This is a genomic window from Paenibacillus sp. ACRRY (assembly GCF_022346995.1).
GTDB lineage: Bacteria > Bacillota > Bacilli > Paenibacillales > Paenibacillaceae > Paenibacillus.
In genome coordinates, this window is record NZ_JAKRNM010000013.1 from 25,204 (window position 1) to 42,145 (window position 16,942).

The 16,942-nt window shown below is 50.2% G+C and carries 13 protein-coding genes; 3 read left to right on the top strand and 10 right to left on the bottom strand.

Going from position 1 to position 16,942, the window contains the following annotated elements:
* Nucleotides 1–116 precede the first annotated feature (116 nt).
* Nucleotides 117–485: a hypothetical protein gene (locus MH144_RS26985; protein ID WP_239305342.1), complete on the top strand. Its 369-nt coding sequence runs from the start codon at nt 117–119 to the stop codon at nt 483–485.
* A gap of 84 nt (nt 486–569) precedes the next feature.
* Here MH144_RS26985 and MH144_RS26990 read toward each other — a convergent pair whose 3' ends face one another.
* Together MH144_RS26990 and MH144_RS26995 are read right to left on the bottom strand one after the other, a co-directional pair.
* A complete protein-coding gene (locus MH144_RS26990) occupies nt 570–1,640 on the bottom strand; it encodes a Gfo/Idh/MocA family protein (protein ID WP_239305343.1) in 1,071 nt (356 codons plus the stop codon).
* A gap of 42 nt (nt 1,641–1,682) precedes the next feature.
* A complete protein-coding gene (locus MH144_RS26995) occupies nt 1,683–2,159 on the bottom strand; it encodes a GNAT family N-acetyltransferase (protein WP_239305344.1) in 477 nt (158 codons plus the stop codon).
* A 282-nt stretch (nt 2,160–2,441) separates the two neighbouring features.
* Between MH144_RS26995 and MH144_RS27000 the strand changes: the two genes are divergently transcribed.
* On the top strand, nt 2,442–3,518 hold the full coding sequence (locus MH144_RS27000; RefSeq protein WP_239305345.1) for a copper amine oxidase N-terminal domain-containing protein: 1,077 nt from the start codon (nt 2,442–2,444) through the stop codon (nt 3,516–3,518).
* Between the two features lie 138 nt (nt 3,519–3,656).
* Here MH144_RS27000 and MH144_RS27005 read toward each other — a convergent pair whose 3' ends face one another.
* The 5 genes from MH144_RS27005 to MH144_RS27025 form a co-directional block, all read right to left on the bottom strand.
* Nucleotides 3,657–4,058, bottom strand: coding sequence for a RidA family protein (locus tag MH144_RS27005; protein WP_239305346.1), 402 nt, complete (start codon nt 4,056–4,058; stop codon nt 3,657–3,659).
* 221 nt (nt 4,059–4,279) lie between these two features.
* Entirely contained in the window at nt 4,280–5,245 is a 966-nt protein-coding gene (locus MH144_RS27010) for a M15 family metallopeptidase (RefSeq protein ID WP_239305347.1), read from the bottom strand.
* 321 nt (nt 5,246–5,566) lie between these two features.
* The gene (locus MH144_RS27015) at nt 5,567–6,334 is read right to left on the bottom strand and encodes a hypothetical protein (RefSeq protein WP_239305348.1); all 768 of its coding nucleotides are present in this window, start codon (nt 6,332–6,334) and stop codon (nt 5,567–5,569) included.
* Nucleotides 6,335–6,381: 47 nt separating this feature from the next.
* A complete protein-coding gene (locus MH144_RS27020) occupies nt 6,382–9,582 on the bottom strand; it encodes a DEAD/DEAH box helicase (RefSeq protein WP_239305349.1) in 3,201 nt (1,066 codons plus the stop codon).
* Nucleotides 9,583–9,801: 219 nt separating this feature from the next.
* The gene (locus MH144_RS27025) at nt 9,802–10,245 is read right to left on the bottom strand and encodes a chemotaxis protein CheW (RefSeq protein WP_239305350.1); all 444 of its coding nucleotides are present in this window, start codon (nt 10,243–10,245) and stop codon (nt 9,802–9,804) included.
* Nucleotides 10,246–10,543: 298 nt separating this feature from the next.
* Here MH144_RS27025 and MH144_RS27030 point away from each other — a divergent pair, with 298 nt between their 5' ends.
* On the top strand, nt 10,544–12,523 hold the full coding sequence (locus tag MH144_RS27030; RefSeq protein WP_239305351.1) for a methyl-accepting chemotaxis protein: 1,980 nt from the start codon (nt 10,544–10,546) through the stop codon (nt 12,521–12,523).
* 345 nt (nt 12,524–12,868) lie between these two features.
* On the opposite strand, the gene MH144_RS27035 is transcribed toward MH144_RS27030, so the two are convergent.
* The 3 genes from MH144_RS27035 to MH144_RS27045 form a co-directional block, all read right to left on the bottom strand.
* Nucleotides 12,869–13,816: an aminopeptidase gene (locus MH144_RS27035; RefSeq protein ID WP_239305352.1), complete on the bottom strand. Its 948-nt coding sequence runs from the start codon at nt 13,814–13,816 to the stop codon at nt 12,869–12,871.
* Nucleotides 13,817–13,932: 116 nt separating this feature from the next.
* Nucleotides 13,933–15,900 carry an alpha/beta fold hydrolase gene (locus MH144_RS27040; RefSeq protein WP_239305353.1) on the bottom strand — a complete coding sequence of 656 codons (1,968 nt, stop codon included), beginning with the start codon at nt 15,898–15,900 and terminating at the stop codon, nt 13,933–13,935.
* 60 nt (nt 15,901–15,960) lie between these two features.
* Nucleotides 15,961–16,581, bottom strand: coding sequence for a TetR/AcrR family transcriptional regulator (locus MH144_RS27045; protein WP_239305354.1), 621 nt, complete (start codon nt 16,579–16,581; stop codon nt 15,961–15,963).
* Between the last annotated feature and the right edge of the window lie 361 nt (nt 16,582–16,942).

Here is a 16,942-nt window from a genome sequence, read left to right on the forward strand (position 1 = left end):
AATCGAGCAGTCTCATGAATAGGCACGAGTGAACGGCTGATCTCGTTTCAGGGAGCTTACTGCTGTTTATTAACAGTAGAAGCGTCTTTTTTCCATTTTAGAATGGAGGTTGGATTATGCAGGACAGTAAAACGCATTATTTTGTATCCGTAACCCATAACCTCATTGAACAGACTCAGAATGAATCTACTCCATTTGAAGTGATGGTGGATGATGAACAGTTAAATCGGCTGAAAGACTTGATGGAGGTGCTGGAGGACGACGATGCCTACACCCTGCAGCGCGCGCCTGTTCCTTACAAGTCAGCAGATCACGACGAAGCAACCGAACAGTTTTCGGATGGTATGACACTGCTGTACAGTTTCCTGTACGACCATGGGACTCCTGATACCCAGCAAGCAATTGAGAGCATGAATGTGCTGCCAAGGCTGCAGGATACGGATTATGATGACCCAGGGTATGAGAACTCCCCAATGAACAAATGACACAGTCAAAAGCATGCGATGCCGCACGATGCGGACCCGCATGCTTTTGTGTGATCGGAGCACTCCTCAAACTCTGCGATAAAATTAATCCAGACGAATCTCCTGCCCTTTCTCAGCAGACTCATAGATTCCACATAACATCTTGGTAGAAGCTACCCCGTCCGCAATCGGGCTGATTGGTCCGGTCCCGTTTAAGCAGCAGTCCACAAAGTGATCAATCTGATTCTGGAATGCACTATGAATATGCAGCCCCGTATGATCTGTCTGCGGCTCGATGTTTAGGATGGTGTTATGTTTTTCCGTAACAATTAATGTCTCAGGTTCAACTTCGAAGCCACCGCGTTCACCGTACAATTTGACGTAGGACTCCTCCCCGCGAGCATGTAATGTAAAGCTCACATCCACTGCCAGCGATGCTCCATTCTCGAAGCGAATCAGAGCGTTTGCCATATCTTCTACGTTATTCACGGCTGAACTGTAATCCGCTGCCTTGTAGAAAGAAAGGTCTTCGATGTGAGCACGATTACCCAGCTTCCGATAGGTGTTCCCACTTACCGAAACAGGTTTCGGCCGGCCCATGAGATACCAGCATTGGTCGATGATATGTACGCCCAGATCAATAAGAGGACCTCCACCAGAACGGTTCTTGTCCGCGAACCAGCCTCCGGGATTGCCCAGACGGCGGAGTATGGATGCCTTGGCATAATACAATTGACCGAACTCCCCTGCATCAATAAATTTCCGCAGCATCTGCATATTGTTGTCGTAGCGTCGCACAAATCCAACGATGAAGGTACAGCCGCTTTTCTTCACGGCCTCCTCGATTCGTAATGCATCTTCCACATTCGTTGCCACAGGCTTCTCCAATAGCACATGCTTGCCCGCCTCCAGTGCTGCGATGGCAAATTCGGCATGCGTATTGTTCCATGTACAGATGCTGACTGCATCCACATGAGGGTCCTTTAGCATTTCCCTGTAATCGGTGTAGACGGACTGTGCATCATATTTCTGAGCTGCTGCTGTTGCGCGCTGTTCGTTCAGATCGCAGATGGCATAAATGACAGCGTTCTCGTTTTTGGCATAGCACCTCATATGCAGATCCGAGATGGATCCAGTGCCAATCATTCCGATGTGCAGCATTTTGCTTGTACTCATCTTCGTCCTCCCTTCCCTTTTTCCGGAAGCTTCATGATCTCTCTAGTCTGCCCGCAGCATGCCTCTGTAAATACCCGGTGTAGAATTTTCGATCTTCACGGCACCCAGCGTCCGGGCATAAAAATCCACTGGCCCTGCCGATCCAATGATCGCATAGCCATATCCATCCGCCTTCATGGCGTGCATGCAAGCCAGCAGGAGAGCTGTACCCACACCTTTGCCCCTTGCCTCTTGGCTCACTCCTGTCGGACCGAAGAAGTTGCGGCATGTCGCTTCATAACAGGCGAAGCCTATTATTTTCCCATGTTCGAGGGCAATATAACAGGATACAGGCTGGCGTGCAAAGGATACATCACACTCATCCACCCAAGGCTGGCTAAAATGCGATCTAACCCAGTCCAGCACAAGCTGTTTCTCCGGAGCAATGGCTCGTCGGATTACGATGGAGGATTGCTCCAGACTTTTCAAACCACTCTCCTGTTCCGGCAAATTGTAGAGCGCTACCAACATATCACTCATCTGATCCATTCCTCTCCTCATTGAATGTTATGGCGTTTTTTTTCAAACTTCCAAGCGAACAGAAACAGAGCAATGGTTGTACCACTCATCTGAAATTTAACCGCATCCCGCTGCCTGTAACCCGGAAATTCTCACATTGGGTAAATAATAATCTGACACGCCATTCACATGACTCATCGTTCAGCTGCAACACTTGGACGGTTTGTTCCGTCTATAAGAATGAACGCGGCCTTAATTAGGAGTTTACCGCGAACTATCTCAGATTAGAAGGGAAGATCAACAATGAACAACAACATGAAAAAAGTAAGTGCCCTAATGGTCCTGTCCATGGCCCTGAGCGGAGGAGCAGCATACGCTGCAACAATGGAAACGACCCAGTCTAGCAGTCCAACTTCCGTAGCTGTGGATAGTGCATTGTCTACATCCGTAAACGTGTCCGTCAACGGTACAGCGATAGCGGATGGATATTGGAACAAAGATGGTAAGGAAGCCATGATTGCACTGCGCGATCTTACGGATGCACTCGGCATTGAGCTGAAGTGGAATAAGGAGAACAAGTCGGCAGAACTAACAAAAGGGAATTTCTGGACACTAGTCACGGCAGACAAAGATCAATATTCGTTCAATAAAATGCTGATTACACTGGGAACAGCACCTCAAATCACCGATGGCAAAATGTTCGTGCCTGCTTCATTTGCAGATCAGGTGCTACATACCCAGGTAACAACAACTGGCAATCAAGTCACGATTTCTAGCGAAGAGGACGTGAAGAACGTTACTGAGCGCGGCGTCATTACAGGAATTAACCCGGATACCAAATATCCATCCATTCATATCGGCGGCGCGGGCACTGAAGGCCTGGTACTGAATCTGGGTGAGGATACAGTCATCAAGTCGGCAGATGGCAAGGAAATCGCACTCACAGATCTGACCATTGGCATGACTGTAGAAGCTGTACACGCACCAATCATGACCATGAGCCTTCCACCGCAAACACCGACCTACGAAGTGACTGTCCTGGATACCGTTTCTAAGGAATCCGTTACGAAATCGGAAGATGTCCTGGGTACTTCGGGTACTATTGAAAATGTAAGAACAACAAAAGATCAAGGGACCCAGATCGAGATCTCTGGCTTCCGCTTGACTGAAACATCGCCTGACCATGTCATCCTCAACATTTCGGAAGACACCAAGCTGGTCAACCAGAATGGTGAGGCCATCAAAGCAGAAGAACTGACGAAAGACGCAAAAGTCATTGGATTTTATAGTCCGATGCTGACTCGCAGCCTGCCTCCAATCGGGAATGCCTGGAAAGTGGTCGTGGATACTTCGGCTGCACAGATTGTACCGTTCAAATAAGCAAGAGTTGTCGCAGGTTTATTAAAGTAGACCAATTAAACCTATAACGTTCCAATTGAAAAAAATAACCTTACCCGGTCTGTTCTCTTACAGACATGGGATAAGGTTATTTTTCCGTTCTTGCTATGTGACCTTTGCCTATTTGGCTTCTGGATCACTTTCAATCATGGCTTCTACTTCAATCTCAACCATTAACAGGGGATCAATGAGTGCACTTACCTCAACCATGGTGGCTACAGGCTGAATCTGCCCAAAGAATTCGCCATGGGCCTTGCCTACTTCCTCCCATCGGGAGATATCCGTCACGAACATGCGGGTTCGTATCACGTCCGACAAGTCTGCACCAAGTTCATTGAGCGCCTTCTCGATCGTTTGCAAAACAAATCTGGTCTGGGCGTATGGATCACCCGCTCCCACTACAACGCCATCCTGCATGGCTGTCGTTCCTGCCACCTCAATTCGGTTCCCTACCCGGATGGCCCGGCAATAGCCCACAAGCGGTTCCCATGGGGAACCCGTAAATACCTGCTGTTTACTCATTGTGTCCTCCCCCGCTCGGCTTGTCATTTTCCTGAATAATCTCTGCATTATAACAGACCGGGTTCAATCTGGGTACCAGAAATTAGGTGATATCGCGAAGTTATAAATGTACGAAAAAAAGCCCCGTATGCGAAACCAGCTGCTATGCAACCAGCCACGTTTACAGGACTTTGTTTTATTAAGGCGTTCAAGTACAAATCTAAATACGCTGCACATTCGACTTACAGTTTAATATTGGCCTCATCAAAGTATTCTTCAAGAGTCAACCCGCTCTTCACAATGTCCGAAGCCAGATCGGTTCCGACATACCGGATGTGCCAAGGCTCGTAGACGTAACCCGTGATGTCTTCCTCACCCTTAAGATAGCGGATAACGAATCCGTAGTCTGCAGCATGTTCCGCCAGCCACTCGCCTTCCTTCGAGGTTCCAAACACCTCTTCCAGGGCATTACCTACACTCGGGCTGGATACATCGATCGCAAGACCGGTCTGATGTTCACTTCTGCCCGGCTTAGAGCTCACACGATCTGTATATTCTTGTCCTTTGGTCTGCACATTGTTGTTATAGATGGAAACCTGTCGCTCATACGAACGGTATCCAGACACCGCGCGCAGCTCGATGCCGTCCGCCTCAGCTCCTGCAAACAGCTTCTCCAGCGCTTCTGCGGCTTCCTTCCGCATGTGGCGCTTCTCGTGAGGGCCATCGAAGGAAAACGGCACATTCGGCTCTACCAGATCGCTTGGCTCATAGCCTTCGGGCAGACTGCGCTGCTTGTTCACAATAACCGTCATGGACTCCGCATTGGTAACAACGGATTGGCTGTCAATCGTATTTTGCATTGCGCTGATGCTGCGCTTCTCCATCAGAGGGTCACCCGCAGCCGTCTCGTTGCCAGCATCGGAAGAGTCTTGCTCTCCATCTTCCGATGCATTGCCGGAATCCCCGTTCTCACCAGAGGATGACTGATCTGTCTCGCTGCCGTTTGTCTTGTCTCCATCATCCCCGGTGTCTTCCGTTAAATGAACCGTCGTCCCGTCCGATTCCTGCTGTGTATCGCCTGCTGCGTTCAGATTCTGATTTTCCTCTGATCCCGAGCCATCCTGGCAGGCGGACAATAATGCTCCACATATCATAAGTGAGGACAGCAATACCGCCATATGGCGCTGTCTTCCTGTTCGTGATTTCATCTAAAAAAACTCCTATCGCAATATAATCATGATAAAAATAAAATAAACTCCGGGGCAATTTCATCCCCTGCGACAGTATACATCAAATTGCAGTGAAGCTCCACCGCTCCAAGCTCACTGGCAGGGTATGGCCTTCATGTGAAGAAGGGCGCGCGGCTTATACGGCTGTTTTTCGGACTTTTAGGGCATCATCCCAACGTTTAATCAACAGTTCCAGATTAAAGTCGGGGTTGATATCCTTTCCAAACTTGCAAGCCATAAGGCCAGATCACACAGACAAATAAGCGAGGGTGATCCACGATCTCCCCCGCTTCATGCCTTTTATGATTTGGTTGCCGGGCTGTCCTTCTTCTTCTGGACAGCCTGCCAGATCCGCGCAGCTACACGCTCGCGGATCATGGTCAGACCTGCTGCCACGGGTACTCCCGGCAGCAGCGCGGCCAGTTCCGGCGTTGCCGGGGGCTTGCCCGGCTGCGCCAGCCGCACCTGCACCGCGCCAAAGCCGGGGCCTGGCACGTGCATGGCGCCGTCTGCGGCAGCCTCGGCGATCCACTCGCCGACGGCAGCGCCGCCTTCGCCGCCCCGCGCCTGCGGGCGGCCCGCCGTTTCCGCGGCGCGGCCCGCGCTGCTTGGATCATGGGCCAGTTCCTCTGCCCATGATCCAAGCACGCCGGCAAGCAGCGCTTCGCGCGGCAGGCCGGCGTGCGCGAGCTGCAGCAGCGGCTCGGCCGCAAAGCGCGCAGCGATGGCGTGCTCCGCAGCCGCAGCATGCGCACAATCTGTGCGGCCGCAGGTGCATGCCGCAGCGGCCGGTGCAGAAGGCAGCAGCCCCGCGAGCTCTGCCGGGGCTGGACCGCCGCGCAGCAGCGCGTACAGGGCCAGCGGCCGTTTGCGCAGCTGGGCCAGCACAGCCTCGCGAGCATTTTCGCTGAGCTGCGGCAGCGTACCTGTTACCGTGAACAGGCTGGTGGCTGTTCCGGCCTGCTCTGCATCTGCTGACGCGTTCTGATGCGCTTCAGCACCCTCACTTACCTCTGCTGTCCATCCACCGGGGGACATATGCAGCTCCACATTCCAATTTTCGCTCATAACCTTCCCCCTTCTCATATAATCGCCCACCAATATACTTGTCAGGCTTATAACCACGTCTCACCCTGAAGCGAGATCAGTCCGCGCAATTCGTCATCCGACATTTCGGTCAGCCAGTTCTCCCCGGAACCAACCACCTGTTCGGAGAGTGCTTTCTTGCTCTCGATTAACTCGTCTATGCGTTCCTCCAGCGTACCCTGGCAGATCAATTTATGAACCTGCACGTTGCGGTTCTGCCCAATTCGGAACACCCGGTCCGTGGCCTGATTCTCCACTGCGGGATTCCACCAGCGATCATAGTGGATAACATGGCTGGCACGCGTCAGATTCAGACCTACCCCACCAGCCCGGAGGGATAGAACGAATAGTGACGGGCCCTCGCCCTTTTGGAATGTCTCCACCATCTCGTCCCTCTGTGCCTTGGACACGCCGCCATGCAGGAAATACGGTTCTTCCTCATAACGCTGCGTAAGGCGCGATACCAACAGCTCGCCCATAGCCACATATTGAGTGAAAATGAGTGCAGATTCTCCATTGTCACGGATCGCATCAACCAATTCCAGCAAACGTTCCATTTTGCCGGATGCCTCGACTTTTGCATGATCCTTGCGGCTGCTGTCTGCCAGTACCGGATGGTCGCAGATTTGCTTCAGTTTGGTGAGCGACGATAATACAATCCCTTTGCGGGCAATGCCGTTTCTGCCATCAAGTCCACCCATCAGGTCATCCACCACACGTTGATATAGAATCGTCTGTTCCGGTGTCAGCGAGCAGTATGATTTCAGCTCCAGCTTCTCCGGCAGATCCTTGCGGATGTCCGGATCGCTTTTGAGCCTGCGCAGCATGAACGGCGAAACAAGCCGGTGAAGCTCCCGCAGGGATGTGCTGTTTTCTTCGGATGTCCCCATTCCGGTGTATCGCTGGCGGAACGAAGATGCCGTTCCCAGGTATCCAGGATTGAGGAACTGGAAAATGGACCACAGCTCGCTCAGACGGTTTTCAACCGGTGTACCGGTCATCGCAATCCGGTGAGGTGCCGATAATCGCATCACGCTTTGTGCCTGCTTGGTACGATAGTTCTTGATATACTGCGCTTCATCAAGGACCACGGTTGACCAGTGCAATGACGCAAGGTCCGGTCCGTCCCGGCCAGCCAGATGATAGGTCGTCAGTACGATATCATGTGCCTGTGCCTCAGCCTGAAATGCGGTGCCATGCAGCCGCTGTCCCCCATGATGGATGTACAGAGACAGATTTGGAGCGAATCGTTTGAGCTCGCGCTGCCAGTTGCCAAGCAGAGAAGTGGGACAGACGATGAGTGCTGGCAAATTAATTGCCTCTGCAGGTACAATCTCCCCAGGCTCCAATGGATCACCCGAACCATAAATCTCATTTTCACGCGCTTCTTCAGCCGCAGCCAGCTGTTCCTCATGTTTCAGGTCCAACAGGCAAGTGATCACCTGAACCGTCTTCCCGAGACCCATATCATCCGCGAGGCATACACCGAAGCCAAGTTCACGCATCGCAGACAACCATTGATACCCGCGCTCCTGATATGGCCGGAGTTCCCCGTGCAGCTCTGCAGGTACTTTACGCGGTTCGATACTGCGAAGCACCTGTCCATCCAGCAGGAAGGAGAGCAGACCTTCGGATTCCGCACCAAAAACGGACAGCCCCTTCCAGGCTGCATCCTCGCCTTCCTCTGCAGCCAGATGAAGCCATTCGGATAACGGCATATATTGTTCTTCTTCTTTTTTCATATAACGCAGAACCTGGCGAATCTCCTTCGTATCGACTTCGATCCATTCGCCGCGGAACATCACATAAGGTACCGAAGCTTCGGCTAACGCAGCCAGCTCCTCCGCTGTAACGGGCTTGCCGTCCAGCATCGGTTCTGCCTTGAAGGCAACCAGTTGTTCCATCCCCAGTGCATTCGGAGCGCCAGGCGCCCGTTCCGTGCCACGATTGAGCATCTGCAAACGCAGCCCGGCTCTACGCCTGCCCGCACGACTCCAGCGGGATGGCATAAGCACGGTTATTCCCGCCTTTTGCAAGCGCGGCACCGCATGAGTCAAAAACTCAAAAAAGGACTGCTGCTCCAATTTTATCCCTTCCGGGCGAGGCTGAAGCAGGGCTATTTCCAGTTCAGGTGCCAGTTCACTGGCATGACCGAGGGCCATGAGCAGCTGCTCTGCCGCAGATACGTAGCGAACCTTCCCCCGATCCAGGTCCCGATCCGGATGAGCCCATATGGTTCGTGCAGGCAACCTCAGACCAGCCTCCTGTGCACTGTCGGCCCAAAAGGTGATTCCCCATAACGTTTCATGCTCGCCAAGAGGCGGTTCAAGCCGAAGCACCAGCTTCAGTTCACCTTCCGCAGGGGCCGTTTCCTCACTGCCGACTACCGGCATCCCAGTGCCTCCAGCTTCTCGCAATGTCTCGATTAGCTCTGCCATTTCCTCCGTCGGCCCCTGCACAGTCACGGGACGGAACATCGAGATCAGGCTGTTCCACCACAGCTCGGCTACAGGAGATGATCCACGCCGAAACGGGGTGCGATATCTTGACAAGTCACTGTCCATTCCTTCCAGTTCTCCTGTCACGACAGCATGAATCATGCCGCTCATGAAGGAAAACAGGACAGCAGCCCCTGCCTCTTCCCGCGATTCCGGCTCAGAGGAAGCGTATGCACCAGGTGCAGACAAACCGATTGGCGGCATAGCTTCCGCCAGTTCCCGGAAACGCTCCACATCTGCTTCCTGAGACAGACGAGGTCGCCATACACCTGTCAGCGTTTCTTGTCCCGTCCGTCGCCGCGCCCCAGTCTTGGCAGCAAATTCGGCAGAAGGAGCAATCTCTCCGCGCAGCAGCAGCTCCTGTGTGAACTGTGCTGCTTTTATCCAGTAGCGAATCTCCTCACCTGCCTGAATTCCCGCAGCCTTCAATATGCTGTCATCCCAATGGAGCAGCAGTTTAAATGTATCTTTGGGCGAGATCGCAAGCCCTTCCAGCGTCCGTCCAAGCAATTGGCGCCGCTTCGTACTCTTGGCTTCCGCAGCATTACGCATCGGATTGGGCCAGCGCAGCTCCGCAAGGCGAAGAGCGGCAGGCTGAAACAGACGACCTCCGTCGCCAAAATTCAGCCTCCTTACCACATGGGTCCAAGCATCCACACGCGGCTCCGATGTTTCACCGGAAAAACAAAAAAATACGTCACCAAGCCATACTCCATACAGCGATTGCATCATTACAGTCTCCCGTCATCCCTTCGCATTGTTACTCTCCATCATATACGAAAATGCCCGGATTTAAAAACCTTTACACACAAAAATTGCTTTATTCATCTCCTGACACGCTCCTAATCGCTTCAATCCGCATAAAAAAATGTTCCTTCTCCCCTGGATGGGATTAGGAACATTAGGATTTTGTGCAGGGACTCGCCTGCCAATAAAATGACACCAAATGATTTATTCGCCTGAACTTGTCAGCATGCCCAACAATACATCCAGGTTCAAGATACCCGCCGTATGATCCGGGGCATGTCCGATCTCTTTGAATACACCAGTCATAAAACGCTTATGTTCTTCCGCAGGTTCCTCAAACCGATCGTAGGTCACCACAGAATCCACCGTGTCCACAATAAGAGGAACGAATCCTCCTTTGTACGGCACGACAATAATACGCGTAGAACCATCGTCCTCCCGATCCGGCATGCCCAGCAATACTCGAAGACTAACAACGGAAACCACCTTGCCGTACAAAGACCCAAAGCCCCTGATCTCCGGGCTACCAAACGGAACAGTTGTCACAGGAATCATCCTGATAATTTCATGTACTTCCTCAATGCGAAGCGCGAAAAATTGATCTCCAACCGTAAAATTAATGTATTGAACTTGAGCTTCCTCATTCATAGTTGTCCCCATACCCTCTCACTTTTAAAGGTTACTTGGTGTATCGGCTATTTTCCACGAAATATTTAGAGCTTCATTTAAATTAACAAGCTGTTTCCTCCTTGCCAAACAACCAAAACGAGGATGCAAGAAGTCGTGAAGAGTTCTCTTTCATCTGAAGAAATATGACTTTCTATCATATAGTTCATTTTTCCTATAATCACTCTATAAAAAACGCGAAAAATGTCGATATACACTATAAGTTCTTTTTGAATCAATACTTGCTCTAACGATCATATCTTAAGAAAAGAGGAAAAACATGACGCTAAAAGCCAAAGTCATCGTCATCGTCACCGCTATTTGCATTTTGCTCGCAGCCCCACTAAGTTATATCGCCCTCCTCGTAATTGAAAAACAAGCTACGGAGTCTGTGGATAACCAACTGCAGAGTACGGTTCAATATGCTGCAGCCGAGGTCAATGGATGGGCCATAGCCCAAGCTAAAGTGATTGAGACACTCGGGAAGGTCATTGAAGATACAGTGCCTCTGAACGAGATCGGTATGGACCACCTCCAAGCATTCCAACTGCCATCCAATAAGGAGGATATCGCCACCATATATTTCGGGCTCGAGGACGGAACCTACATGGATGGAGCAGGCTTTATTCCTGATGCGTCCTTCGACGCTCGCGAACGTCCCTGGTACGTGCAAACCAAAGCTTCTAATGAGCTTACATACAGTGATGCTTACGTGACCAAAGCCGGTGTACAGTCCATATTCATTGGGGTGCCTCTCCATGATGCAGAAGGGAATTTCCAAGGTGCAATCGCTGAAAATATTGCACTGGATTCCATCAAGGATGAGATTAACTCCATTCAGACGGAGAACGGATTCACCTTTTTGCTGGACCAGGCCGGTGTAGTGCTCTCCCACCCCAATCAGGAGTTGCTAAATACCCCACTTGCGGATCAAAGTGACTATACCGATATTGTGGGCACGATGCTTAAGGAGCCAAGCGGATTATCCGAATATACCTACAATAATGATCGCCAATTAATCTATTATGAGAAAATTCCGAACACCAATTGGATTGTTGCCACATCCATTTCCAAGGCAGCTGCCCTGGCTGAGTTTACGAAGACAAGAACGTTGTATCTGGCCTTTATCGTTGTATTTACTTTGACCTTGGCAGCTCTCGCTTATTTCTTTGCTTTAAAAACGATCAAGCCCCTGCTTGCCATGAAAAACAGTGCCAAGCAGCTGGCAGCCGGAGATCTTACCGTGCAAGTTGCCGTGAAGGGAAAAGACGAAATTGCACAACTGGGTTCGTCATTTAATGAAATGTCTGCTTCACTACGCAGTTTGATCAGACAGGTCGATCAATCGGCACAGCAGGTTCAGGCCTCTTCCCAGACCATGTTCAAAGATGCTTCCGGCAGTAACGAAATTGCCGGGCAGATCTCGACAGTAATCGAGGAGATTGCCAACGGTGCGGGAGAACAAGCTGAATCGATTCAAGCCGGAGCAGAAATGGTGTCCGGAATTAACGGAATCATTGATCAGATTACAGACGAAGCCCGGCAGGCTTCCGAAACGATATTGGACGTTAATCACGCGATGGAGAGCGGCCAAAGTGCAATCGCTCGTCAGTCAGATCTATCCCAGGCAGGACAGGAATCCACCAGTCGGGTCGAAACATCCAATGAGCTGCTGCTGAGCAAAATTGGTGAAATATCCGCCATTACAGGCAGTATTCAGAACATTGCAGCACAGACCAATCTGCTTGCTCTGAATGCATCCATTGAAGCTGCACGTGCAGGAGAACATGGCAGAGGATTCGCCGTTGTTGCCGGGGAAGTGCGTAAGCTTGCCGAACAATCTTCCCACTCCGTTGCTGAGATCGACCAGTTATTGAACGACCTGAATGCAGCAGGCCAGCAAAGCGCAGCCGAACTGGAGCAGTTCCGCCTGAATAGCTCGGCTCAATCGGATTCCATGGCAGAAACATCAGCTTCCTTTGATCTGATTCGTGGGTCCGTAGATGAAATCATACACAAAATCAGCTCGATTACTTCGGGTATGAATGAGATCAAAACAGGTGCTGCCCAAGTATCTGACGTGATTACAGGGCTCGCCGCTGTCGCTGAGGAGAGTGCTGCTTCTACCGAAGAAGCCGCATCTTCCACAATGGAACAATCCCTGTCGATCAGTAATATCTCGGGAGCAGCCAAGGCGTTATCCGATCATGCAGATCAATTGCTGCGTGAAGTCAGTCGTTTCAATACGGAAGATAAATAAGCTCGCTATATTAAGCTAACGAATGTAAACTACATCAAAAAGACCAGAGATTGGCTATATGCCAAATCTCTGGTCTTTTTTGCACGCGACACTGTGGATAACTATCCATTTTGGTTAAAGAGCGTGAAATTAATGCGAAAAATATCAAGTTATACCCTATTTGTGGATAAGTTGTGCACATATTGCACACAGTTTGTGGATAAACAGGCGTAAGGATGTGGATATACAACAATTTGATGTGGACATGTTGTGTACTTGTTTGTAAATCTCACGTAAAACCTTAAACACTGACTTCATTTATCCCTTATTGTGGACACACTGTGGATTGCAGAAGTCTTTATCCAATTAATTAACCAGTTCGCCTTGTCTCATGATCAACTTGTCATCAATGTAGACATCAGGCTTCTGCACAACTGCATCGATATGCACTCCTGCCGCAATCGTCCCTCCAAATGTGTTGTTACTGCCAAAGGCAACGTGGATCGTTCCATACACCTTCTCATCTTCCAGAACAACCCCCGTAATTCGCGCCTTATTATTGGTGCCGATACCAAATTCACCGAGATAACGTCCATCCCCTTCGCCAAGCATCGTCAGCAGCTGTTCTCCATCCGGACCCTCAGCCGAAACCAGCCGACCCTCTCCTACCTTCAAAATCATCGGTTCACGGAGTGCTCCAATTCCCGCAACCGATCCATCTACGACAATGCTGCCTTCACCTATTCCTTCAACCGGTGCAATGTAGGCCTCTCCTGAAGGTAAATTTCCCGATTCTCCAGGGTTCAAATACATCCCTGTACTGGGTACTCCGCTTCGATTCTTGATGGAGAAGGACAGACTATGCCCTTCCTTTTCAATCCGGACCTGGCTGCCCTCGGTTAATAATGCTGTTACCTTCTCGGTTAGTGCCTTCACCTGGGGATATTCCGCTGTAATGGCACCATTCATAAACATATCCTCTGTCATGCCAGGCATGGTAGCGACTCTTGTACCTGATGCAGCAGCCTGTTTTCGGGCCTGTGTATGGGTTAAGGAGTATCTCGTCACACATACGGCTGCATCGGCTTGGATCATGGCTTGTGCAATTGGTGCAGAGGGTTCCTCTCCGGATCTGCTGCGTTCCGCCATAATCATTAGCACGGATTCCGCTCCAAGTGCTTTCCCCGCTTCATAAATGGATTCTGCAAGTTCCCTTTTGGCATCGTCTGCCACAACCACGAGATTCTCTCCCTCCCGTAGCCCCAGGCATTCGGTTAATACATTTTTACTGATTTCCACACGTTGCTGATTCATTTCACTAATCTCTCCTGTCTTTGGTAGAACCCTTTGTACTTGTACGTTTGAATGGATACTTTGAGCAATCTGTAGGGGGAATAAGACACATTACCACCTAAAACTGAAATTTGAAATCAATGTTTCGGTTCCGCCCATTTAGCGAGAATCGCTGCCGTTTCCTGATATTGAAAGACCGGAAAGTAGTGTCCGTAAGGGACATCGACTCGTTTACACTGTCGATTCATATCCTCAGGGTAGTGATATTCCGTATCTCCACTAGCCCATACCACCAATGCACTATTGGCGAGGTCTGCCCGATTCCACGTGCTCCCCCCAGAAGTGGAGTTGCTGCCTTTTATTTTGCCGGAGTAAATCCATCGTAGCAAGTCGGCATGTGCTCCCGCTATTCGGGGGGACTGCAAACTGGACCTGATTCTTCCAGCCAGTGCAGATGCGGTAATGCTTCCTTCTGCTTGAGTGCTATGTGTGTTTAACATGTGCCCCCAGCTTTTTTCCGACCTTCGGCTAAGGAGGGTACGCATTACTCCTCTTGGCAAGCGGGAAATCCACCGCAGCATGTTTGGATTCGTATTGTGAGCAACGGGCTGAAGCAAGCCAAGACGGATATCCGTTCGTCCGCTGTGCTGCAACGCCGCGGATGCAATCGCAGCACCTATAGAATGGCCTACCAGCTTCATCGGACCTTCAAACTCGCCAATGGCTGCAAGCAGTTCATCCACCTGTCCATCAAAAGCCTCCTTCCCTTGGTGCACAGCCGAACGTCCGAACCCTGCCAGATCGACGATCCAAACCGGATTTCCAGTCAGCTGATGGAGCTGCTCTCCCAAAGGAAGCATTTCATCCGCACAATTCAGCATTCCATGCACAATCAGCCACGGTTCACCTTCTCCCTTCCAGCCAAGCGCTGCCAAGTTCCCTATCCGGGTTCGGGTCCAACCGGAAGACAGATTTTCATAAGGTTGAAGGCTCAATCGATAATCCAGATCCGCCGTAACTGAAGGAAGCTGCTCCCGGATATCGGGCCATGTTTGACCCATGCGTTTAAATAAATCTTCCGTCTCTTCCACATGCCATATTCTGTCTGTAATAAAGGAAACCGATTCCGCAGGGACACCGCTGATCCGCGCCCCTCCTGATCTCATTGCGAATTGCATCCAGGATAAGGGTACAGCCCATTTGGGCCTCGGCACATCCAGCTGATTCGCAAGAAGATGAAGAAGTTCCTTCATGTTGGGACTGGCTTCCTTACGTGCCAGAAGCGGATAGGTCCCGCCTGTTGGGACCGCCTCTTTGGTCAAGAAGACTAGCGTCCGCCCAACCACATCATTCTCCACTAGCGGTAACCAATAAGACGAACCTCCGGGTACAACCGGCATAAGCCTTTTTTGCATCGCCTGGATGAGTAGACCTATACCCCCTGTTTGCTCAGTCTCACCTGTGGGGCGCGGTCCAACGACTGTGCTTGGGTTTACAACGGACAATGGATATTGATTTTTTTCAGCATGTTCACGGAGGTACAGATCGGCGTGGAACTTCATTTCTTCATATGCACTTTCATTCGGCGCCACTTTGCCAGTGGGTACGTTTTCTCCTTTCTCATTACGCAGGCCATAGGGACTCATGAATCCAACCACGTGGATGAAATGCTTCAGACCTCTTATCTGCTGAATCTCTTCAGCCAGCCCGGCAATCTCTCGCGCTCCATTCATGAATATCTGTTCCGCGACGCTGCGCTCCAAGGTGACGTCCATCGTTCCTCCAGCATGAATAATGACGTCTGCTTCCAGCACCCGCCTACGATCCGCTGCAGTAAGACCCAGTCCCTTCACCGACAAGTCTCCTTGCACAAAAGTAATTCTGCTGAAATCCGTTATTCCGTATGAAGTCAGGCCTTGTCTGGCTTTGGATTCAGAACGAACAAGCAGCAATAATTGTAGATCTTCATCGACCAGCTGCTTTACTGCCTCCTTGCCGATAAATCCGGTGCTACCTGTCATAAAAATAATGGATTCAGCTCTTGAGTTCACCTTATGGGTATGCACCGGGTCATTTGCTTTTAAGTATGTAGAATTAACGTTCATCATTCATTCCTCCTAATTAGAACTACATAGTACTAATCAATTCCAAAAAAAGAGCTTCGCTTAACGAAGCATCTGACAAAATGTACGTGCGGATTGTTCTATAATCCCGGTATCCCGTGCAGTCTCAGCCAGAACCAGTGATCCTTCCAATGCTGCGACAAACAGTGAAGAAACCGACCCTGAATCCATGCCTTCACGGAATTCTCCACTGTCCACTCCCTGCTGAAACAGCTTCTCGATCATGGGCTGCAATTCCCGGAAGAATCGGGAGATACTGGCCTTGACGTCAGGGGCACTCGCGGGTGTCTGCATATAGAGCGTTATAAAAGGACAACTGCCTTCGTAATTTCGCCCTTCAATCCCTGCCGACAACGTGGCTATAAACGAGTTAACGCGCTCTTCAACGCTTCTTTCCCGCTGACTGAGTAATATATAGACTTGTGACTCATACTGAGCGATCCAGTATTGCACCACTGCCTGAAGCAGTTCCTCCTTATTTTTAAAATGATAATAAATATTGGACTTGGACACCCCACTCGCCCGCACGACTTCATCCATGCTGACATAGCTGTATCCCTGACGTAAAAATAACTGGGCTGCCACTTCGACCGCCTTGGTCCGGTTAACCGGATTGGCACTTCTCGGTTTGGCAGAACCCGAGCTTGGTGTTTGATTGGTCATATATAGAACTATATAGTACTAAATACTTCGTTGCAAGTTTTCTTTTTACAGAATAGGACACGAGCCATGACTTATACACAGCTCTCATCCATATGTAGACACTTATGCACAGCGGATATCCACATATAGTATTCAGAACTGGGTTAATGTTTCAGTTTAACGCTTCATAATCACTGTTATTATCCACAATTGAAATATAGATAGCCATTTTATCCTTTCAGGAGGGTTCTTAACATAAAAAATAGGCCAACCAGAACGATATTCTGGCTGACCTATTGATTGAGTCATTGTAGTTAAGATTGCTGAACAGGATTAGATCGCCTGTGGATATTGTTATCTGTGGATAACATTTGGTGATACT